The organism is Kribbella sp. NPDC050124 (genome assembly GCF_044460355.1).
Taxonomy (GTDB): domain Bacteria; phylum Actinomycetota; class Actinomycetes; order Propionibacteriales; family Kribbellaceae; genus Kribbella.
On record NZ_JBITJU010000006.1, the window covers coordinates 327,899 to 348,379 of the forward strand.

Sequence of the window (20,481 nt, forward strand, 5' to 3'; positions counted from 1 at the left end):
GGCTGTCTGCATGACGAACCTCGTGAACGACCCACGCCCGATGCTCGCTCTTGCCCTGGACCAGACCCAGCGCATGATCGAGACCGTCGAGCCCAACGAGCTGGACCTGCCCACTCCCTGCCCGGAGTTCGAAGTCCGGACCCTGCTCGGCCACCTGCTCACTGTGGTCGCCCGGATCGACCGTGCGCTGACCGGTGGAAACCCGCTCGACCTCCCACACATCACCACCGGAGTCGACGACGTCCCGATGGCCTGGAAGGAACGCCGCACGACACTCGACGCCACCTTGACCGACGACAGCGTCCTCGAACGGATCTGCAAGCTCCCGTGGGGCACGCTTCCCGGCGCCGGCGCCATCGCCGCCTACACCGGCGAACTGACGATGCACTCATGGGACCTGGCCAAGGCGACGGACCGCGTCGAACTCCTGGACGACACGCTGGCCCTGTACTGCCTGCCGCTCGTCCAGCAGTTCATCCCGGCGGACACGCGTGGCGGGCATATCCCGTTCGGTCCCGTCGTACCGGTCGCCGACGACGCGTCGCCGTACGACCGTTTGGCCGGCTGGGAGGGTCGTCAGCCCTAGCGTCTAGCCGACGATCCCGCCGTTGAGGGTGAGGCCGCCGTCGATCGTGATGGTCTGGCCGGTGATCCACGACGCCTCGTCCGACAGCAGGAACCACACCAGCGAGGCGACGTCCTCCGGCGTGCCCAACCGCTTCAGCGGGTACGTCGACGCGACCTTGTCCTCACGGCCTTCGTAGAGGGCTCCGGCGAACTTGGTCTTCACCACCGCCGGAGCCACTGCGTTGACCCGGATCTCCGGAGCCAACTCGACCGCCAGCTCGGCCGTCACCCGGGACAGCATGGCCTTGGTCGCGCCGTACCAGCCGATCCCCGGCGACGGCGCCAGACCGGCCACCGAGGACAGGTTGACCACCGCGCCGCCGTGGGCGCGCATCCACGCGTCCCGGCAGGCCTTCACCCAGGCGATCGTGGCCAGCACGTTCGTGTCGACCATCTTCGCGGCGACGGCCTGGTCGACGTCGAGCAGCTTGCCGTAGATCGGGTTGATGCCGGTGTTGTTCACCAGCAGGTCGACCGAACCGTACGTCGCCACCGCGGCGGCGACCACCGTGGCACGGTGCTCCGGATCGGCCGCCTTGCCGGCGACCGCGATCGCGTGCTCCCGGCCGCCCAGGGACTCGACGGCCGCGTCGAGCGTCTCCTGGGTACGGCCGGTGATGACGACGCGAGCGCCATCGGCGACCAGGCGCTGCGCGATCGCCAGCCCGATTCCGCGGGACGCTCCGGTGATGATCGCCGTACGGTCCTGCAACGACATCAGCTGAGGCGCTCCAGGATCACGGCCATGCCCTGGCCACCGCCGACGCACATGGTCTCGAGACCGAACTGCTTGTCCTCGAACTGCAGCCCGTTCACCAGCGTGGTCATGATCCGCGCACCGGTCGACCCGAACGGGTGGCCGAGCGCGATCGCGCCGCCGTGCACGTTCAGCTTGTCCTCGTCGATGCCGAGCTCGCGCGCCGAGCCGATCACCTGGACCGCGAAGGCCTCGTTGATCTCGACCAGGTCGATGTCGTTGATGCTCATCCCGGCCCGGGCCAGTGCCTGCTTCGACGCCTCGATCGGACCGAGGCCCATGATCTCCGGCGACAGGCCGCTGACGCCGGTCGAGACGATCCGCGCCAGCGGGGTGAGGCCGAGCTCGCGCGCCTTGGTGTCGCTCATGATCACGACCGCGGCCGCGCCGTCGTTCAGCGGGCAGCAGTTGCCGGCCGTGACCGTGCCGTCGGGGCGGAAGACCGGCTTGAGTCCGCTGACGCCTTCGAGGGTCGTGCCCGCGCGCGGGCCGTCGTCCTTGCTCACCACGGTGCCGTCCGGCAACGTCACCGGCACGATCTCGCGCTCGAAGAAGCCGTTGCCGATCGCCTTCTCGGCCAGGTTCTGCGAGCGGACCCCGAACGCGTCCTGGTCGGCCCGGGGGATGCCCTTCAGCGTCGCCACGTTCTCCGCGGTCTGGCCCATCGCGATGTAGATGTCCGGGATCAGCCCGTCCTCGCGGGGGTCGTGCCAGGTGTCGTTGGTCTCGGCGTACTTCTCGGTCCGCGCCACCGCGTCGGTGAAGACCGGGTTGAACGAGCTCGGGTCGCCCACCCCGGCCGAGCCGAAGTTCTTGTACCGCGACACGCACTCCACCCCGGCGCTGACGAAGATGTCGCCCTCACCGGACTTGATCGCGTGGAAGGCCATCCGCGCGGTCTGCGTCGACGACGCGCAGAACCGGTTGACCGTCGTGGCCGGCGTGTTGTCCCAGCCGAGCTGCACGGCGATCCGGCGGGCCATGTTGCCGCCGTGCTCGTCGTGCGGCTCCGCGCACCCGACCGCGAGATCCTCGATCTGGTCCCCGGTCAGCCCGGCCTTGCCGACCGCCGCCTTGATCATCTGTACGGCGAGATCGTCCGGCCGGATGCTGGTCAGCGACCCCTTGTACGCGCGGCCGATCGGCGAACGCGCGGTGGACACGATGACTGCTTCAGGCATGGCAGGTCCTTCCTAGAGGCCGAGGTCGCGGCCGATGAGTTCTTTCATGATCTCGTTCGAGCCGGCCCAGATCTTGGTGACCCGGGCGTCGCGCCAGGCGCGTGCCACCCGGTACTCGTTCATGTAGCCGTAGCCACCGTGCAGCTGGACGCACGCGTCCAGGATCTCGTTCTGCACCTGGGCGCTCCACCACTTCGCCTTCGCCGCGTCCACCGCGGACAGCCGGTCCTCGTCGTGCGCGACGATCGCGTTGTCGACGTACGCCTGGGTGACCTCGGCCTTGGTGACCAGCTCGGCGATCAGGAACTTGTTGTACTGGAACGAGCCGACCGACTGGCCGAACGCTTTGCGCTGCTTCACGTAGTCGATCGTCTCGGCCAGGATCTGGGTGGCCTGCGCGATGTTCGACACCGCGGCACCGACCCGCTCCTGGGCCAGCCGCTCCATCATGTGGATGAAGCCGCGGTCCACCTCGCCGAGCACGTTCGTGTCCGGAACGAACACGTCCTCGAAGAACAGTTCCGACGTCCCGGACTCGGTCTGCCCGACCTTGTCCAGCTTGCGGCCGCGGGCGAAGCCGTCCATGCCTTCCTCGATCACGAACAGGCTGATGCCCTTCGCTCCCTTGGCCGGGTCGGTCCGGGCGGCGGTGATCACCAGGTCGGCCATGTCGCCGTTGGTGATGAAGGTCTTCGAACCGTTCACCACCCAGCCGCCGTCCACCCGCTTGGCCGTCGTCTTCAGCGCGGCCAGGTCGGAGCCGCCGGACGGCTCGGTCATCCCGATCGCGGCGATCGACTCACCGGCGCAGAACTTCGGCAGCCAGCGCTGCTTCTGCTCCTCGGTGCCCAGATCCACCAGGTACGGCGCCGCGCAGTCGTAGTGGATGCCGAAGCAACTGGACAGCGACGCGGAGACCTTGGACACCTCCTCGGCGAACACGGCGTTGAACCGGTAGTCGCCGACGCTCGAGCCGCCGTACTCCTCCGGCACGTCGAGACCGAGGAAGCCCTGCTTGCCGGCCTCCAGCCACGCGGACCGGTCGATCGTCTTCTCCTCGAGGAACTGCTCCATCCGCGGCACCAGGGAGCGGTCGCAGTACTCCTTCGCGCTGGCCCGGAAGGCGTGGTGGTCCTCGTTGAAGATGACGCGTTCCATGGGCCCTCCCGTGGATTGAGACGAACGGCGCTGTGCTGCATTTATCGCTTCGCTAAGCGCTTGCTTAGCTTCGCCAATCTGGGGCAGGGTGTCAACGTGTCCGCAGTCACCAGCCCCCTCGTGTGGGAACACGTCCAGCCGGCCGCCGCACGCCGGCTGCTGACCGGTGCCATCGACGCGTTCGCCGAGCGCGGGTTCCAGGCCACCACGACCCGCGACATCGCGTCCCGCGCGGGGATGAGTCCGGCAGCGCTCTACGTGCACTACCCGTCCAAGGAGCGACTGCTCTTCGAGATCAGCCGCTACGGCCACCAAGCGGCTCTCGACGTACTGCGCTCTGCCGACACCGACTCGACTCCGGCCGACCGGTTGCGCTCTCTCGTGTCCGCCTTCACGGCATGGCACGCGCAGCACCACACGATCGCGCGAGTCGTTCAGTACGAGCTGGCAGCCCTCACCCCCGAGCACCTCGGCGAGGTTGCCGCCATCCGGCGCGCGATCTCCGCACAGCTCGAGGAGGTCCTGCACGCCGGCGTCGCCGACGGGTCCTTCGCGGTCGACGATCTCCCCGGCACGACGCTCGCCGTACTGTCGCTGTCGATCGACGTGGCCCGGTGGTACACGCCACACCGGGGCGATCCGGAGACGCTCGGCAAGCTGTACGCCGACCTCGCCCACCGGATGGTCCAGGCATAGCAAAGGCCCCGCATCTCGCGATGCGGGGCCTTGAAGCTTGGCGTCAGGCCTGGAGCGCAGCCTGGACGTCGAGGTGGATGTCCACCTTGTCACCGATCAGCAACTTGCCACCCTCGAGCGGCACGTTGAAGTCGATGCCCCACTCCTTGCGGCTGATCTGCGCGGAGGCCTCAAAGCCGATGATGGTCTGGCCGTAGGCGTTCTGGTCCACACCGAGGAACTCGACGGCGAGCTCGATCGGCTTGGTCACGTTCTTGATGGTCAGCTCGCCGGCCAGGACGTAGTCGTCGCCCTCCGGCTTCAGGGCGGTGCTGACGAAGGTCATCTTCGGGCTGTTCTCGGCGTCGAAGAAGTCACCGGACCGCAGGTGGCCGTCGCGCTGCTCGCTGCGGGTGTGCACCGAGGCCAGCTCGACGCTGACGTTGGTGGTCGACTCCTCCAGCGTGTCCTTGACGTGGATCTCGCCGGTGTACTCCTGGAAGGTGCCGCGGACCTTGGTCATCAGGTGCCGGACGGTGAAGCCGATCTCGCTGTGGGCTGCGTCGATCGCGTAGGTACCGGCGACCAGACCGGGGATGGTGCTGGTCGGGGTCGCGCCGGTGGTAACGGTCTCGCTCATGGGTTCCTCTCGGGTCTTACGTGGGGACGAAATTGGTCGGGGGCGACGCAGTCGGTAGGAAGTTCAAATTTCAACCTGCTGACTACGACAGTAGGCATCAACGGTTTAAAAGTCAACTACATTCCCGGTACACTGTCGTCGTGACGATGACTACTGAGACCCGGTGGCTCAACGCCGAGCAGCAGGTGGCGTGGCGCGCGTACCTGCTGGGCACCGCGCGCCTGATGGCGAAGCTGGACGACGACCTGCGCCAGTTCGGTATCGGTATCAACGACTACGAGATCCTGGTCCGGCTCTCCGAGGCGCCTGACCGCCGGCTCCGGATGGCCGATCTGGCCGACCGGCTGCACCAGAGCCGCTCCCGGCTAACCCACACCGTCGGCCGCCTCGAGGCCGCCGAGCTGGTCCGCCGTACGTCGTGCACCAGCGACAAGCGGGGTGTCTGGGCCGAGCTGACCGACGCCGGTCTCGATCTGCTCGAGCAGGCTGCGCCGACTCATGTAGAGGGCGTCCGCGACAACCTGGTCGACCTTGCCTCCTCCGAGGACTTCGCCGCCATCGGACGGGTGTTCGACTCGGTCTCGGAGCACATCGGCCAGCGCTAACCAATGACCCGGGCGGGCCTGATCTCCAGGGTCAGCTCGTCCCGGTCCGCACCACGGTAGGCGAGCATGGAGTCACGCATGCGCCGCTTGACCGGTGGCAGGTGGTTGACCGCGCGCATCGCCGTACGCATGCCTGCCAGCGCCAGCCGCCCGACCACCGGCTTGTGCACCGGATCGTCCGCCGTCATCTGCGCCCGCGACTTGATCACCGCGTCGAACCCGTACTCGATCATCTTCGCCTCGTAGTCGCGGACTGCCGCGATCAGCTCCGCACGACCATCCCGTACGGCGATCAGCTGCCGGCACAGGTTCACCGCGTCCCGCAGTGCCGTGTTCGCGCCCACGCCACGACCTGGCGTCATCGTGTGGATCGCGTCACCGAGCAGCGTCACGTTGGTGGTCTGCCAGGGCTCCAGCGGCACCGAGGTCCAGATGTTCACCGGGAAACAGGTGCCGGGATCGGTCAGCTCGATCAGCTTCCGCAGGTTCGGATGCCAGTGACTCGTCAGGCGCTTGGCGACCTCGATCAGCTCGTCACCGCGCAGTTCCATGATGTCCGCCGGCAGCTTGTCCGCGGTCGCCGACAGACCCCAGTTGATGTAGTCACGCGTGTTGTCGAACTGCAGCCCGGGCCAGCGCCGGATCAGGTCCTCGGTGTTGCCGCCGATGCCGTGCTTCACGTTCCCGTCGCGGTCCCACTGGAACTCCATCACGTGCAGGATGCAGGCCAGACCGCGCGGGGCGTTCACGATCGTGATCCCCTCGAACACCTTCGGCGGTACCAGGCTCGCGCTCTCGTCGGTGATCGGCAGCTTCCCGGCGATCGCGATGATCCCGGTCTCCTCGGTCTTCGCGTGCGGGAGGTACTGGCGCCGTACGCGGGAGTGAGCTCCGTCAGCAGCCACGAGGAGGTCGCCGGTGGCGTGCGTACCGTCGGCGAAGTAGGCGGTGACCTGGCTCGCGGACTGCTCGAAGCGGGTGAACTCCTTGCCGAACTCGACCACGTCCTCCAGCCCGGTCAGCAGCACCTGCCGGAGCGTCATCCGGCTGATCGACTTCTCGCTCTCCACCGGGTCGATCACCGGCGGCAGATCGAGTGCCAGGACCTCCTTGAGGTCCTCGGTGAGCATGTTGAAGTACTTCGGGTCGCGGGCTCTGGTCGCCACGAACGTGTCATACAGGTCGCTTGGCAGGAGCGCGTGCAGCGCGCGACTGCCGTCCGGGTCGATGCCGACCCGGTAGCCGTGCAGGCCGTCGGTCCGCAGCGCGTCGCGCTCGAACACCGTCACCTCGATCCCGGCGCGCTTCAACCCGTGCGCCAGCGCAAGCCCGCCGGTCCCGCCGCCGATCACCAATACCTTCATCTCGTGGCCTCTTATCTCGTCTCTTCAAGTATCTTGGTGATCCGAGTATCTTGGAGATCCGAGAGAAATACAAGCCCTATGCTGAGGCGGACCATGACCAGTTCCCGAGAAGAGCTCGCCGCCGAGATCCAGCAGCGGATGGTCCGGCTGATCGCGGACGTCGTCCTGTTCAACCACGCGGTCGCCGCGAAGGTGGGCCTGGGCGCCAGCGACTCGCAGTTCATGACCCTGCTGCAGACCTACGGCCCGTTGACGCCGCGCCAGCTCGCCGAGCACACCGGCCTCACCTCGGGCACGGTCACCGGCGTCATCGACCGGCTGGAGTCGCATGGCTTCGTCACTCGCCGGCCGGATCCCGGCGATCGCCGCAAGGTCGTGGTCACGCCGTCGATGCAGGCGATCCAGGCAAAACTGGTCCCGCTGTACGCCGAGCAAGCCGAGCACATGCACTCCGTGCTGGCGACGCGCACCGAGGCCGAGCTGCGGGTGATCTCCGACTTTCTGGCGGACTCCATCGCGGCGAACGTTGTAGCGGAGAGCTAAATACTTTGAGTGCACCTCGCCTCGCCGTGAAGACTCTCGTGGCGTGACGGACTTTCACCAAGACGGCCGAGCCGGGATCGACGCTGCCCTGGTACGACGATTGCTCGCGGACCAGTTCCCGCAATGGGCCGACCTGCCGGTGACCCCGGTCAAGATCGACGGCTGGGACAACCGGACGTACCGGCTTGGCTCTGACCTCACGGCACGGCTGCCCACGCATGAGGCGTACGCCGCCGCCGTTCACAAGGAGCACGAGTGGCTGCCGATCCTGGCGCCGTCGTTGCCGGTTTCGATCCCTGAGGCGGTGGCCAAGGGCGAGCCGGGGCACGGGTACCCGCACCACTGGGCGGTCCGTCGCTGGATCGACGGCCGGACCTCGTCGCACGACACCGTCGCGGACTTGTCCGACTTCGCCCGCTCGATCGCCGAGTTCATCCTCGCGCTGCAGGGTTGCGACGCGACCGGTGGACCTGCGGCCGGGGCGCACAGCTTCTACCGAGGTGCCCCGCCGGAGTACTACCACGACGAGACGATGGAGGCCCTCGCCGTACTGAAGGGTCAAGTCGACACCGACCTCGCTCAGGAGGTCTGGGAGACCGCGCTGGGTACGTCGTGGGGCCGCCCGCCGGTGTGGTTCCACGGCGACATCGCGAGCGGCAATCTGCTGGTGCAGGACGGCCGCCTGTCCGCGGTGATCGACTTCGGGACCTCAGGGGTCGGCGACCCGGCGTGTGATCTGGTGATCGCCTACACGTTCTTCTCCGGGGCTTCCCGGGAGGTCTTCCGGGACGCCGTACGGCAGGACGCGGGCACGTGGGCGCGTGCCCGCGCCTGGGCACTCTGGAAGGCGCTGATCACCTACGACTCGCCGGAGAGCCCCCGGGTGGTCACCGAGGTCCTTGCGGATCACCTGTCTACACGAAGGCCGTGACGCCTTCGTACTCGGCGACGCGGGCGGCTCCGACGGTCTCGTACTCGAGTACGACGAGGCCGTTCGGTGTCACCTCCTGCTCGACCAGTCGGAGGCCGAGGGCTTCACTGGGGTGCTTGAGGAGTCGCCGGCCCGACCCGACCACGGTCGGCGCGACGACGAGCCTGAGGACGTCGACGAGTCCGGCGGCCAGCAGGGCGTTGCCGAGGCGTGCGCTGCCGTGGATCTGGAGCTCACGTCCTGGTTGGGTCTTGAGCTCTCCGACGGTCTGGACGGCGTCGCCACGGAGCACGGTCGTGGGGTTCCAACTGCCCTCGGTCAGGGTGTTGGTGACGACGTACTTCGGCAGGGAGTTCATCCGGGCGGTGTACGGGTCGTCGGGATCCGTGATCTGCGGCCAGTCCCGGGCGAAGGCTTCATAGGTAAGACGTCCGAGCAGGAGGCCGTCGGCCAGGTCGAGCCAGCCGGAGGTACGCCGTACGAACTGCTCGTCGATGTACGGCACGAGCCAGCCACCCTTGGTGAAGCCGTCACTCGTGTCCTCGGTCGGCGAACCGGGGCCTTGACTGACGCCGTCGAGGGAGACGAACTCGGTGAGCACGAGCTTCATCGCGCCACCTCCACCAGCTCGGCGAGCTGCTTGGTCACCGTGCCCCAGCCATCCGCGAAGCCGAGCTGCTCATGGAGGGCGCGGGACGCGGGATCGGCGTGCCGTACGACGATTCGGTAGTCGGTGCCGTCAGGGTGATCAGCCAGGCTGATCTCGGCCGTCATGGCGATCGGGTCGGGCTTCGCGGGACGCCAGCTGCTGTCGATCGCATTCGTGAAGACCAGCCGCTCTTCCTGGTCGACGACGAGGAACGTCGCGTCGAGATGCGGGCCGAACCGCTCACCGTCTTCACTCAACCGGGTCACCATGGCGCCGCCTGGCCGGACGTCGAGCCGCTCGACCCGGCAGACCGCCGGCGCCGGCACCCACCATTGCGCGAACCGGTCCGGGTCCGTCCACGCCTTCCAGACCACGGCGCGTGGTGCGCGGATGACCCGCTCCAGGGTCAGGTCGAGCTCCGGATTCATGCCTGCTCCTCCATCGAATCGGTGACGAAACGCTCCAGGCGGTCGGTGCGGTCTTCCCAGATCCGGCGCTGCTCGGCCAGCCAGTCGTCGACCAGTGCCAACCGCTCCCGGTTCAGCACACAGGTCCGCACCCGCCCGACCTTGACCGTCCGGATCAGCCCGTTGCTCTCCAGCGTCCGAACATGCTTCATGAACGACGGCAACGTCATCGGAAACTCACTGGCCAACTCCCCCACACTCGTAGGCCCCAGCCCCAACCGCCGAATCACCCCCCGCCGAGTGGGATCAGCCAACGCCACGAACACCCCATCCACCTCCGCCAAATACTGAGCCACAAAGCTAAGTATTAACTCGACGGAACACTTAGCGCAAGAGCTAACTATTGGCGGTTGTGAAACAGCAGCGCCCACCTCGCACGCGGCGAGGTGGGCGGTGGGTGGCGCTGTGACTAGTCCCGAGTCAGCTTCCGGTAGGTGACCCGGTGCGGCCGCGCCGCCTCCGGACCCAGCCGCTCGACCTTGTTCGCCTCGTACGACGCGAAGTTCCCCTCGAACCAGAACCACTGCGCAGGGTCCTGGTCAGTCCCCTCCCAGGCGAGGATGTGCGTCGCCACCCGGTCCAGGAACCACCGGTCGTGGGACACGACCACCGCACACCCCGGGAACTCCAGCAGCGCGTCCTCCAGCGACTGCAGCGTCTCCACGTCCAGGTCGTTGGTCGGCTCGTCGAGGAGCAGCAGGTTGCCGCCCATCTTCAGCGTCAGCGCAAGGTTCAGCCGGTTCCGCTCACCGCCGGACAGCACCCCCGTCGGCTTCTGCTGGTCCGGGCCCTTGAAACCGAACGAGGCGACGTACGCCCGGCTCGGCATCTCGAAGTTCGCGACCTTGATGTAGTCGAGCTCGTCGGACACCTGCTGCCAGACCGTCTTCTTCGGGTCCAGGCCGCCGCGCGACTGGTCGACGTACGAGATCTTGACCGTCTCACCGAGCTTCAGCGTGCCCGCGTCCGGCTGCTCCTGGCCGACGATCATCCGGAACAGCGTCGACTTGCCGACACCGTTCGGGCCGACGATGCCGACGATGCCGGCACGCGGCAGCGAGAACGACAGTCCGTCGATCAGCTTGCGGTCGCCGAAGCCCTTCTCCAGCTTGCTGACTTCCAGCACGGTGCTGCCCAGACGCGGACCGGCCGGGATGTTGATCTCGTCGATGTCCAGCTTCTTGGCCCGCTCGGCCTCGGCCGCGAGCTCCTCGTACCGGGCCAGCCGGGACTTGCTCTTGGTCTGCCGGGCCTTCGCGTTCGACCGGACCCACTCGAGCTCGCGCTCCAGGATCTTCTGCCGCTTCGCGTCCTTCTGCCCCTCGACCACGAGCCGCTGCTTCTTGGTCTCCAGGTACTTCGAGTAGTTGCCCTCGTAGCCGTACGTCCGGCCGCGGTCGAGCTCCAGGATCCACTCGGCCACGTTGTCCAGGAAGTACCGGTCGTGGGTGATCGCCATGACGGCGCCCGGGTACTTCTGCAGGTGCTGCTCCAGCCACAGCACGGACTCGGCGTCCAGGTGGTTTGTGGGCTCGTCGAGCAGCAGCAGGTCGGGCTGCTGCAGCAGCAGCTTGCACAGCGCGACCCGGCGGCGCTCACCACCGGACAGGTTGTCCACCAGTACGTCGGCCGGCGGGCAGCGCAGCGCGTCCATCGCCTGCTCCAGTTGGGCATCTACGTCCCAGGCGTTGCGGTGGTCGAGCTCGGTCTGCAGGTCGCCCATTTCGGCGAGCAGCGAGTCGTAGTCCGCGTCCGGGTCTGCCAGCTCGGCGGAGATCTCGTTGAAGCGGTCGAGCTTCTGCTTGGTGTCGCCGACGCCTTCCTCGACGTTCTCGAGGACGGTCTTGCCCTCGCTCAGCGGCGGTTCCTGCAGGAGGATCCCGACCGTCGCGTCGTCGGCCAGCCGGGCCTCGCCGTTGGAGGGCTGGTCGAGCCCCGCCATGATCTTGAACAGCGAGGACTTACCGGTGCCGTTCGGCCCGACCACGCCGATCTTCGCGCCGGTGAGGAAGTTCAGCGTGACATTGTCGAGAACGACCTTGTCGCCGTGCGCCTTCCGGACGTTGCGCAGCGTGTAGATGAATTCCGCCATACCCCAGAGCCTATGTGCTCGGACCACTGTGTTCCCAACCAGCCCTCGGTTGTCCACAGATCGGCGATCGGTACGGCGGAACCCGCCGCGGCCCGTGCATCTTCTCCGGTGACAGCGCATCCGCGATCGATCGGAAGGTGGCCATCATGAGCCTCGGCGAGACCTATGTGACGGTGCAGGGCTGGGTCGGCAGCGACCTGGATTTCAAGGAGATCGGCGGGAACGTCGCCCGGGCGACGTTCCGGATCGGCTCGACTCCCCGGACGTTCGACCGCACCCGCGGGACGTACGTCGACAAACCGACCACCTGGTACACCGTCGAGTGCTGGCGCATCCTCGCCCAGAACGCCTTCGAATCAGTGCACCTCGGCCAGCCGATCCTGGTCACGGGCCGGCTGCGAACCCACGAGTGGACCGACGAGAGCGGCGAAGCCCGCAGCCGGGTCATCCTCGAAGCGTTCTCCCTCGGCCACGACCTCACCCGGGGTACGACGACCTTCACCAAGACCCCACCCCGCCTCGCCGCCGCACCCGCCCCCGCGGATCCGGCCGCCCCCGACTACGGCAGTTCCTCGTCAGGGCCCACCGATGCCTCCGCCGCGCCGTATCCGGCCGAGGAGTACTCCGCCAGCCCGCTGCCCCTCACCCCGACGACCCGGGAGTCCGAAGCCGCATGACTATCTCAGTCTTGACTTATATAAGTGATGAGCGGCAGTCTGGGCAGCACAACAGCCTGAGACGAGAGGGACAAGACCGTGATCGACATCCTCGAGCACATCAGCGCGGTTCAGCGCGAAGTCAGCCGGACCGGGGAGACGGTCACGGTGGTGATGCGCCGGTCGTACCAAGCCGACCCCGACGAGCTCTGGGACGCGCTGACGGATCCGGAGCGGATGCGCCGCTGGTTCCTGCCGGTCAGCGGCGACCTCAAGGTCGGCGGCTCCTTCCAACTGGAGGGCAACGCCGGCGGCGAGATCCTGGAGTGCGAGCCGCCCAAACGGTTCAAGGTCACCTTCGGCGGCCCGACCAGCCTGCTCGAGCTTCGGTTGTCGCCGGGCTCCGGCACCTCGACCGAGCTCGAGCTCGAGCACTCGATGAGCGAGCCCCCGGCCCCCGGCGGTTCCGGCGCGCTCTGGGTCGGCCCCGGGTGGGACGGCGCCGTCCTCGGCCTCGCCCTCTACCTCAACGGCGAGCTGCCCGAGGACACCGACCCGATGGAGATGGCCAACTCCCCCGAGGTCATCAAGTACAACGAGCACTGCGTCCGCGCCTGGATCGATTCCGTCCGCGCCTCCGGCACCACCAAGGAGGAAGACCTGGCCGAGGCCGCCAAGGTCTCCATGGCTCAGTACTCCCCCGGCGCCGAGGTCTAACCGCGCATCCCAACAGCTGTCCCACGGTGACTACCCCGTGGGACAGCTGTCGACGGCTAGTGCCGGGCGGTGCTCAGGCTGTCGCGGCAGGTGGTGTAGGCGTCGAGCTCAGCCCGAGCCGGCGCGACGATGTGGCTGTCGGCAACCTTCTCGAGTTCGGTGCGGAGTGCCTTGGCGACCAGGCGACCGCGGCGGGCGGCTCCGCTGGTGGCGAAGAGGCGGCACGCGAACGAGACGGCGACGCCCAGGACCGCACCGCCGATCAGCATGATCGTGGCGTACGGGATGCCGTTCCACTTCGGCAGCGGCGGGTCCTCCAGCTGCAAGAAGCCGAATACAGCCAGCGCGGCAAGCCACAGCCCACCGCCGAGCGCCACCAGGAACAGCAGCCACTGGATGAACCGCACCGCACTCCACCAACCGGGGTTGTTGCTCGTCCCGAGGTCGGTGCGAGCGACCGCCTGGTCGAGCTCGTCGCCGAGCGACTCCTCGCGGCGGCGGATCGCCGAGCGGACGGAGTCGGCCCACGGCCGGGAGAGTCCTTCGGCCGCCTTGTTGGTGATCGTGCGGACCGCGGTGTCCATCCGCGCTCGTTGCACTGGAGTTGCCGCAGGCAACGAGGAGCGTGCGATCGCCACCTCGTGGGAGGCGGACTTGCGCAGCGCCTTGCCTTGTTGCCTCGACACCTGATCCAGGTGCAGCCGCCGCAACGGATCCGGCCGGAATCGCTCGAGCCACTTGGTGACCGGCCATCCCGTCGCTCCACGAGCACGCTGCAGGTACGAACGCCGTACGGCGTCAACCACTACCGGCACACCGCTGGCGTCGGACAGCGCATCGACGAGCTCGGTGATATCCGCCTTGGCGATCTCCGGAGTCTTGGCGTTGCCGCACTGGCTCGCCATCCGGTCGGCGACCCGGTCGACGTCGGCGGCGAGCCGCTCTCGTGCAGACCGCTTGTTGTTGACTCGCTTGACCAGCAGCGTGCGCAGCTCGTCCAGACCGTCGCCGCTCACGGCGGAGGTCGCGACCACGCTCGGCGACTTGAGGCCGTCCGACTTGAGCAGGCGGTCCAGGTCGTTCAGGCAGCTCTTGCGCTGGTCCGGGGTGAGCTTGTCGATGTGGTTCAGCGCGAAGGCCATCACGCCGGAGTGCGACGCGAACGGCTTGATGTAGCGGTTGTGCAGCGCGGCGTCGGCGTACTTCTGCGGATCCACCACCCACACGAGCATGTCGACCAGCTCCACGAGCCGGTCGACGATGAGGCGGTGCTCGACCTCGGTCGAGTCGTGGTCGGGGATGTCCAGCAGGACCAGACCATCCAGGTCTTCCGACCGCGCGTCCTCCAGGGAGCTGCGGTGCTGCACCTGATGGCGGCGCGGGATCCCCAGCCAGTTCAGGATTTCGCCGGCCGGCTCCTCACCCCACACGCAGGCGAGCGGCATCGAGCTGGTCGGTCGGCGGGTGCCGATCGCGGCCAGGTCGAGTCCGGTCATCGCGTTGAACAGCGACGACTTGCCCGAGCCCGTCGCACCGGCCAGCGCGACCACAGTCAGCTCGCCGGACATCCGCAAGCGTTGCCCGGCCCGGTCCACGATCTGCGTGGCCTCGGTGAGCACCACCGGGTCCAGCCGGCCCCGACCGGCCTCCGCGGCCTGTTCCAGTGCCTCGATCTTCGTCAGGACATCGGTAGAGCCCCTCACGAGGCCCTTGACCGTATCCACAATTCCCGTCACGTGCAGTCCTCCACCGCGCGCGCGGCCTCCGTCAGTTGCCTGGCCGCCTCGGGATCGACTGGATGCTGGTCGAGGAGAGCCAGATAGCGGGCGAATTCGGCATCCATCAAGGCATGAACCCTACCGTCAAGATCCTCCCGGGCCTTAGCCACCAGGGTCCGAACGGCCTGATCGCCGAAAACGGCCTCCAGCAACTTCTGCCCGACCACGGCGGTTCCCGCTCCAACACCTACCTCGGCGCCGGTGATTCCCGCCGTACTGGCGAAGATCACGATCATCAGCGACAGGCCGAGGCCGTTCACGCCGTACGCGAGCATGCGGGCGGTCGAGCGCTTGTCGGCGCCCTCCTTGCGAACCAGGTCGAGCACGAAGCCCTGCCACTCGCGGACCGCGCGGCCGGCTGCCGCCGGGAAGTCTTTCGACATCCGGCCGAGGTCGCGGTCTCCGGCGGCGAGCAACTGGCGGCCCGGCGCGGTGGACTGCCACGACTCCTCGGCGCGTTCGGCGGCTGCCTCGGCATGCTCGCGCAGCAACGACTCCAGGCCGGACTCGACCGCGTCGTTCAGGTCCCGGGTCGGCGGCGGCTTGCCGACGACCGCGGTCTTCATCTTGTCGCGCAGCCGGCCGACGTTGGTCTGCAGACCCTTCAGCAGCTCGCCCGTGCCGACGAACTCCTGCCACCGGGCCAGCACCTCGCCGCGCAGCAGCGTGCCGTCCTGCGTCGCCTTCGCGATGTCCTTGACGGCCCGGTCGTACGCCGTCTCCGCCGTCGACCGCAGTTCGATCGCGGCCTCAGCCTGCGCCCGGACCGCGGCCGCGAACGGCGGGGTCTTCTTCACCATCGCGGTGATGGCGCCGCGCAGGGTCCGCCGAACGACGGCCGACCGCGCCTCCGCGTCGGCGGCCAGGTCGATCAGCCAGTCCTTGATCCAGGCAACGGTCTCCGGCGGCAGCATGCCGTTGCCGTCGACAACCGTCTCCTTGATCGAGAACAGCGGCGAGTCGCCGAGCCCACGCTCGAGCAACATCTGCGCCAGGTGACCGGTGATGTCGTCGATCGTGTCTTCCGGCGCCCGGTCCAGCACGACCGCAACCGCCGTACTGCGATCCGACGCACTCTGCAGGAACTCCCACGGTACGGCGTCCGCGTACCGAGCCGCCGTGGTGACGAACAACCAGAGGTCAGCCGCCGCGAGCAGTTGGGTCGCGAGATCACGGTTCGCCTCGACAACGGAGTCGATGTCCGGTGCGTCCAGAATCGCGAGGCCGCGCGGAACGGTGTCCGCGGCAACCAACCGCAGCTGCCCCGGATCCTCCATCCCACCCGGCTTGTCCCCACTGGACCGCGCCATCCCAGGCAACACCCGGTCCCCAACAAACCAGTCCGCATCAGCCGGGTGATGGATCAACACCGGGGAGCGAGTAGTCGGCCGCAACACCCCCGGCTCACTGACCACCTTCCCGATGATCGTGTTGACCAGCGTCGACTTCCCAGCACCAGTAGACCCACCAACCACCGCGAGCACCGGAGCCTCGAGCTGCACCAGCCGCGGCAAGATGTAGTCATCCAGCTGATCCAACATCGCCTTCTGCTGCTGGCGAGCCTCGTCAGCCCCCACCACATCAATAGGCAACCGACTACCAGCCAGCGCCCCCCGCAACCGCATCAACGCCGTAATCAAAGCCATAGCCGCCTGCTCAGCAGCCACCCGCTCCGCCAGTTGCTCCGCGGTCAACTCCTCCGCAGCGTCACCATCCGCAGCCGGCTCACCTGCAGAGTCCCCACCGCCAGAACCCTCACCCGCAGCCCCGTCACCGTCCCCGGCAGCCTCATCCGCGGTCCCGCCACCGCCTTCACCACCAGACTCACTCGCCTGCTGGTCCCCGCCCTCTCCAGAAGCGTCCTCCGCAGACCCGCCGCCACCTTCGCCGGCAGACTCGCTCGCGTCCTGGTCTCCGCCCCCGCCAGAAACGTCCTCCGCAGACCCGCCGCCTTCGCCGGCAGACTCGCTCGCGTCCTGGTCCACCTGCTCGTCAGCGACCGCACCCTCACGAGCCTCACCAGACGCCGCCTGCCCGCCTACCGCAGCACCATCCGCTTGCGCGTCAGCCGCCGCAACGTCACCGCGCTCAGCAGCCCCCTGCCCCCCGGCCGCCCCTTCATCCTCAGCGGCCTCTCGGGACGCCGCCTGAGCATCCTCGCCGACCCCGTCAGCGTCGTCGGCCGCGCCTTCGGCCTGCCCGGATCCCTCCGGCTCCTCCGCCGCGTCGGCCTGCCCCACCGCCTCGGATTGGTCGTCGGAAGCCTCACCAGCGCCCTCGGCAACGTCAGCACCCTCGGTGCCCCCAGCACCTTCGGTCTGCTCAGCAGCCACTTCCTCCGCGTCGCCGCCGGTCGCCCCTTCGGCGAACACGCCACCGGCCGACTCGTCAGACTCCTCGCCAGCTGCCTCGGCCGGCTCAAATCCATGCGGCTCCGCTGCTGCACCCGTCTGCTCGGATGCCTGCAGCTCCGCTGCGACGTCGGCCTGTTCGGATGCTCGCGACTCCGCTGCTCCTTCCGCCCGCTCGGTTGAGTCGGCCGACTGCTCGACCGAGTCGTCGGCCTCCGCGCCAGCCAGCTCGTCGCCAGCAGACTGCTCGCCGGCAGCACCATCCGCCTGCCCAGCCTCGCCCTCAGGCGCCTCGGCCCCCTCAACCGCACCAGCCACCCCACCGGACTGCTTACCCGAGCCGTCAGCCCACCCGGATGCCCGCTGCTCGCCAGCAGACTGCTCGCTGGCGGGATCGGCAGAGTGGTCAGAGGCGTCGGAGGTTGGCTCTGCTGGGGCATCGCCTGCAGGCTGCTTGGCGGCGGACTTTCCGGACTTGCCTGACTTCTTGGACTTTGCCGGCTTGGCCTCCGCGGTCGGATTGGCTTCCGTGTCAGTCGGCTCGGCTGCGGACAGTTCGCTGGAGGCGGCCTGCGGCTGATCCTCGGCCGAGGCGGTTGCCTCGGAATTGGCGGACTTCTTGGGCAGCCCGACGATGATGTTGGCGTACTCGAGGGGGAAACCATCCGGGGACTCATCAGGCTCGTAGACAACGCCCACGGTGGGTCGCTCGACCCCACCCTCAGCCTGCACTGACTCAGCTCGTGCCTGCTGCCCCTGCGCCACCCCGGCCGGCCCCGGCTGACCCGCCGCCTGCTCGGCTTGCGCCTGCTCGGCCTGTCCCGGCTGAGCCTCCGCCAGGTCGGCTTGCGCCTGCCCGGCTTGCGCCGACTGGGCTTGTGCTGACTCGACCGATGCTGAGTCGGCTTGTGGGGCCTCTGCGGGACTCTCCGATGTGCCGTCCCGAGCGGCCGGGGTCTCGCCGGTTGCTTCCTCGGAAGCAGTTTGCTTCTCGGCGGGCGCGTCGGTAGCAGCCGTCGGCCCTTCGACCTCGGTTGCGTCCGCCGGTGCTTCACCCTCCTCGGGAGCCGTGCCCTCCGTCTTGTCCGCCTCGCTTGTCGGCTCCGCTACGGCAGATCGCTCGGCGGCAGCCTTCGCCGCGTCGGGCTGCTCGGTCGACGACTTAGCCGCGTCGGGCTGCTCCGCGGACGGCTTTGCCGTGTCCGGGTCCGTGGTGGGCGGCTTCGTCGTACTGGAGGGCTCGGTGGGTGGGGTCGGGTCCGGCGTGGTGGATTTGCGGCGGCGGCGGCGCCAGAAGCCTTTGCCTTTGGCATCTGATTGGGCGATCAGGTTCGCCAACTCCTGGGCAGGCTGATCCCGGCCCGGAGCCTGCGGCTCCGAACCCTCACCAGCTGCTGACCTGGTGTCAGCCACGGCGTCCGCCCACGAGCACAGAGTGCCCGGTCGGACAGCGCAGAAGCAAAGTCATCGTCATCCCCGTTTGGCGGCGTGGACGGGTGGCAGTCACTGCGATGGTGGATACGGACCGTATCCTCCCGGCGGTCCTTGTTGACCAGGGGGTCCCGGTGGGTAACCGGGCTGGCCCGCTGGGTAACCGGCTTGACCCGAGGGATACCCCGCCTGAGCGGGTGGATAACCACCCGGCGGCGGGCCCCCCGGAGCCCCCGGTCCCGGGTACGGCGGAGCCCCCGGTCCCGGGTACGGCGGACCACCCGCTCCTGGGTACGGCGGACCGCCCGGCCCCGGCGGGCCCTGGAACTGCGGGGTGGCCTGGGCGAAGGCCGGCATCGGCGGGAACGGCACGCTCGGGCGCCGGGCTCGGAGCTCGTTGAGCAGCCGCTTCTCGGTGTCCAGCGCGTCCGGGCCGATCACCTGGCGCACGATCTTGTCCCGCAGGTAGGCCAGGTCGGTGGCGTTGCGCTGGAACGCCTTGGCGGCGGCTTCGGCCTCGGCGCCGTACCGCTTCGCGTTCTGCCGTAGCGCCTTGCGCCCGCGCAGCGTCGCGATCAGCGGCACGTCCTGGGCGACCAGCCAGCCGAACCGGACGTAGTCGTACAGCCGGGACGCGATCATCTTCCCTTCCCGGGACCGCATCACCAGAGCGAAGACGACCATGCCGATGAAGATCGGGACCATCAGGAACAGGTAGGCCATGAAGAAGCCGGCGCCCTGCGCCCAGCTCGCGAAGGCGTTCCACAAGGCGTGCGCCAGTACGGCGGCCAGGTAGCCGACGAGCGGCGCCAGGAACCGGACCCAGGTACTGCGATGGCGTACGGCGATGCCGATGCCGATCGCGGTGAACGAGGTGAAGAGCGGATGGGCGAACGGCGAGAGGAACCCGCGGAAGAAGAACAGCACGAACACCCCGCGCAGGCCCGCGTCGCTGCCGCCCTCCTCGGAGAGCTGACTGAAGATACGGCCGTAGTAGAGGATGTTCTCGGTGAAGGCGAACCCGACGCCGACCATGCCGGCGTACACGAGGCCGTCGATGATGCCGTCGAACTCCTTGCGCCGTACCAGGGCCAGCAGCAGGATGACGGACCCCTTGGCGAACTCCTCGACCGGCGGGGCCACGAAGACGGCTGAGCGGTTGCCGCCGCTGCCGGTCTCCTCCATCCAGTGCGAGACCTCGGTGTTGATGAAGATCGCGACCAGGGTGGCGATGAACGCACCCCAGCAGAGTGCGAACAGAACGTACTTGGTCGGCTCCGGTTCGTAACGGTCCAGCCACAGATACAGCGCGATCACCGGGATGACGGGGACGAACGCGAAGATCAACCCCCAGGTGAAGCCGCCCGCGCCGGTCGACTTGGCCACGATGCCGAAGATCACCAGGCCCGCGATCGCGAACACGACCGCGATCACGATGCCGATCAGGATGCCCTGGTTCCGTCGCTGCCCCGGGACGGGGTGGCTGCCGAGCACGTTCGGCTGCGGGTACGGTCCGCCGGGCGAGTACGCCGACCCCGCCGCGGGTTGCGGCGAGCCGGCTGGGCCTGGTGAGGGGTAACTCATGCCCGCAGCCTAGTTGGGGAGCCCACCACACGGCAGGACCACCCACGCAGCGTTACCTGGATGGAACGACAAGCCTGTACTTCGACCCGCCCACCGGTAACCCACGCGCACGATCCACCCCGGATCTGAGAGACTCTTCCCTGCCACGCGCCCGTAGCTCAGCTGGATAGAGCGTCGGACTTCTAATCCGTTGGTCGCAGGTTCGAATCCTGCCGGGCGCGCCATAGAAAGTGCAGGTCAGAGGCCCAAATCGCGGGCCCAATCCAGCGGGCTCG

19 protein-coding genes and 1 tRNA gene are annotated in these 20,481 nt (G+C 68.2%); 8 read left to right on the forward strand and 12 right to left on the reverse strand.

Annotation, left to right across the window (positions count from 1 at the left end; all coding sequences use genetic code 11):
- Positions 1 to 10 precede the first annotated feature (10 nt).
- Positions 11 to 586, forward strand: coding sequence for a TIGR03086 family metal-binding protein (locus tag ACIBL3_RS18015; protein WP_396354513.1), 576 nt, complete (start codon positions 11 to 13; stop codon positions 584 to 586).
- A 3-nt stretch (positions 587 to 589) separates the two neighbouring features.
- On the opposite strand, the gene ACIBL3_RS18020 is transcribed toward ACIBL3_RS18015, so the two are convergent.
- The 3 genes from ACIBL3_RS18020 to ACIBL3_RS18030 are packed head-to-tail and all read right to left on the reverse strand — an operon-like array spanning position 590 to position 3,723.
- Positions 590 to 1,345 (reverse strand): SDR family oxidoreductase, encoded by a 756-nt coding sequence (locus ACIBL3_RS18020; RefSeq protein ID WP_396354514.1) that lies wholly within the window; start codon positions 1,343 to 1,345, stop codon positions 590 to 592.
- Positions 1,345 to 2,565 (reverse strand): acetyl-CoA C-acetyltransferase, encoded by a 1,221-nt coding sequence (locus ACIBL3_RS18025; RefSeq protein ID WP_396354515.1) that lies wholly within the window; start codon positions 2,563 to 2,565, stop codon positions 1,345 to 1,347. The genes ACIBL3_RS18020 and ACIBL3_RS18025 overlap by 1 nt, the downstream gene beginning before the upstream one ends.
- Before the next feature lie 12 nt (positions 2,566 to 2,577).
- On the reverse strand, positions 2,578 to 3,723 hold the full coding sequence (locus tag ACIBL3_RS18030) for an acyl-CoA dehydrogenase family protein (protein WP_396354516.1): 1,146 nt from the start codon (positions 3,721 to 3,723) through the stop codon (positions 2,578 to 2,580).
- Positions 3,724 to 3,819: 96 nt separating this feature from the next.
- Between ACIBL3_RS18030 and ACIBL3_RS18035 the strand changes: the two genes are divergently transcribed.
- Positions 3,820 to 4,419 (forward strand): TetR/AcrR family transcriptional regulator, encoded by a 600-nt coding sequence (locus ACIBL3_RS18035; RefSeq protein WP_396354517.1) that lies wholly within the window; start codon positions 3,820 to 3,822, stop codon positions 4,417 to 4,419.
- Between the two features lie 43 nt (positions 4,420 to 4,462).
- On the opposite strand, the gene ACIBL3_RS18040 is transcribed toward ACIBL3_RS18035, so the two are convergent.
- Positions 4,463 to 5,038 carry a YceI family protein gene (locus ACIBL3_RS18040; protein ID WP_396354518.1) on the reverse strand — a complete coding sequence of 192 codons (576 nt, stop codon included), beginning with the start codon at positions 5,036 to 5,038 and terminating at the stop codon, positions 4,463 to 4,465.
- Between the two features lie 146 nt (positions 5,039 to 5,184).
- Here ACIBL3_RS18040 and ACIBL3_RS18045 point away from each other — a divergent pair, with 146 nt between their 5' ends.
- The gene (locus tag ACIBL3_RS18045; protein WP_360519863.1) at positions 5,185 to 5,643 is read left to right on the forward strand and encodes a MarR family transcriptional regulator; all 459 of its coding nucleotides are present in this window, start codon (positions 5,185 to 5,187) and stop codon (positions 5,641 to 5,643) included.
- On the opposite strand, the gene ACIBL3_RS18050 is transcribed toward ACIBL3_RS18045, so the two are convergent.
- Entirely contained in the window at positions 5,640 to 7,007 is a 1,368-nt protein-coding gene (locus ACIBL3_RS18050; RefSeq protein WP_396354519.1) for an FAD-dependent oxidoreductase, read from the reverse strand. The two genes, ACIBL3_RS18045 and ACIBL3_RS18050, sit on opposite strands and share 4 nt — an antisense overlap.
- A 93-nt stretch (positions 7,008 to 7,100) precedes the next feature.
- Here ACIBL3_RS18050 and ACIBL3_RS18055 point away from each other — a divergent pair, with 93 nt between their 5' ends.
- Together ACIBL3_RS18055 and ACIBL3_RS18060 are read left to right on the forward strand one after the other, a co-directional pair.
- Positions 7,101 to 7,550, forward strand: coding sequence for a MarR family winged helix-turn-helix transcriptional regulator (locus ACIBL3_RS18055; RefSeq protein ID WP_396354520.1), 450 nt, complete (start codon positions 7,101 to 7,103; stop codon positions 7,548 to 7,550).
- A gap of 43 nt (positions 7,551 to 7,593) precedes the next feature.
- On the forward strand, positions 7,594 to 8,481 hold the full coding sequence (locus tag ACIBL3_RS18060) for an aminoglycoside phosphotransferase family protein (RefSeq protein WP_396354521.1): 888 nt from the start codon (positions 7,594 to 7,596) through the stop codon (positions 8,479 to 8,481).
- Here the strand turns inward: ACIBL3_RS18060 and ACIBL3_RS18065 are convergent.
- Genes ACIBL3_RS18065 through ettA form a run of 4 tightly spaced genes read right to left on the reverse strand, consistent with a single transcriptional unit; the run spans position 8,465 to position 11,689 of the window.
- A complete protein-coding gene (locus tag ACIBL3_RS18065) occupies positions 8,465 to 9,091 on the reverse strand; it encodes a dihydrofolate reductase family protein (protein ID WP_396354522.1) in 627 nt (208 codons plus the stop codon). The genes ACIBL3_RS18060 and ACIBL3_RS18065 overlap by 17 nt on opposite strands.
- Positions 9,088 to 9,558, reverse strand: a complete 471-nt coding sequence (locus ACIBL3_RS18070; protein ID WP_396354523.1) for an SRPBCC domain-containing protein — start codon at positions 9,556 to 9,558, stop codon at positions 9,088 to 9,090. The genes ACIBL3_RS18065 and ACIBL3_RS18070 overlap by 4 nt, the downstream gene beginning before the upstream one ends.
- The gene (locus tag ACIBL3_RS18075; RefSeq protein WP_396354524.1) at positions 9,555 to 10,121 is read right to left on the reverse strand and encodes an ArsR/SmtB family transcription factor; all 567 of its coding nucleotides are present in this window, start codon (positions 10,119 to 10,121) and stop codon (positions 9,555 to 9,557) included. The genes ACIBL3_RS18070 and ACIBL3_RS18075 overlap by 4 nt, the downstream gene beginning before the upstream one ends.
- Positions 10,007 to 11,689 carry an energy-dependent translational throttle protein EttA gene (gene ettA, locus ACIBL3_RS18080; protein ID WP_396354525.1) on the reverse strand — a complete coding sequence of 561 codons (1,683 nt, stop codon included), beginning with the start codon at positions 11,687 to 11,689 and terminating at the stop codon, positions 10,007 to 10,009. Before ettA ends, ACIBL3_RS18075 begins: the two co-directional genes overlap by 115 nt.
- A gap of 146 nt (positions 11,690 to 11,835) precedes the next feature.
- Here ettA and ACIBL3_RS18085 point away from each other — a divergent pair, with 146 nt between their 5' ends.
- Together ACIBL3_RS18085 and ACIBL3_RS18090 are read left to right on the forward strand one after the other, a co-directional pair.
- Positions 11,836 to 12,366 (forward strand): single-stranded DNA-binding protein, encoded by a 531-nt coding sequence (locus ACIBL3_RS18085; protein WP_396354526.1) that lies wholly within the window; start codon positions 11,836 to 11,838, stop codon positions 12,364 to 12,366.
- Between the two features lie 78 nt (positions 12,367 to 12,444).
- A complete protein-coding gene (locus ACIBL3_RS18090; RefSeq protein WP_396354527.1) occupies positions 12,445 to 13,062 on the forward strand; it encodes an SRPBCC family protein in 618 nt (205 codons plus the stop codon).
- 56 nt (positions 13,063 to 13,118) lie between these two features.
- Here ACIBL3_RS18090 and ACIBL3_RS18095 read toward each other — a convergent pair whose 3' ends face one another.
- The 3 genes from ACIBL3_RS18095 to ACIBL3_RS18105 all read right to left on the reverse strand — a co-directional run bounded on the left by ACIBL3_RS18095 (position 13,119) and on the right by ACIBL3_RS18105 (position 20,206).
- Positions 13,119 to 14,765: an ABC transporter gene (locus ACIBL3_RS18095; protein WP_396354528.1), complete on the reverse strand. Its 1,647-nt coding sequence runs from the start codon at positions 14,763 to 14,765 to the stop codon at positions 13,119 to 13,121.
- A 29-nt stretch (positions 14,766 to 14,794) separates the two neighbouring features.
- Positions 14,795 to 18,604, reverse strand: coding sequence for an AAA family ATPase (locus ACIBL3_RS18100; RefSeq protein WP_396354529.1), 3,810 nt, complete (start codon positions 18,602 to 18,604; stop codon positions 14,795 to 14,797).
- Between the two features lie 90 nt (positions 18,605 to 18,694).
- Entirely contained in the window at positions 18,695 to 20,206 is a 1,512-nt protein-coding gene (locus ACIBL3_RS18105) for a PrsW family intramembrane metalloprotease (protein WP_396354530.1), read from the reverse strand.
- Between the two features lie 147 nt (positions 20,207 to 20,353).
- Here ACIBL3_RS18105 and ACIBL3_RS18110 point away from each other — a divergent pair.
- Positions 20,354 to 20,430, forward strand: a tRNA-Arg gene (locus ACIBL3_RS18110).
- Positions 20,431 to 20,481: the final 51 nt, after the last annotated feature.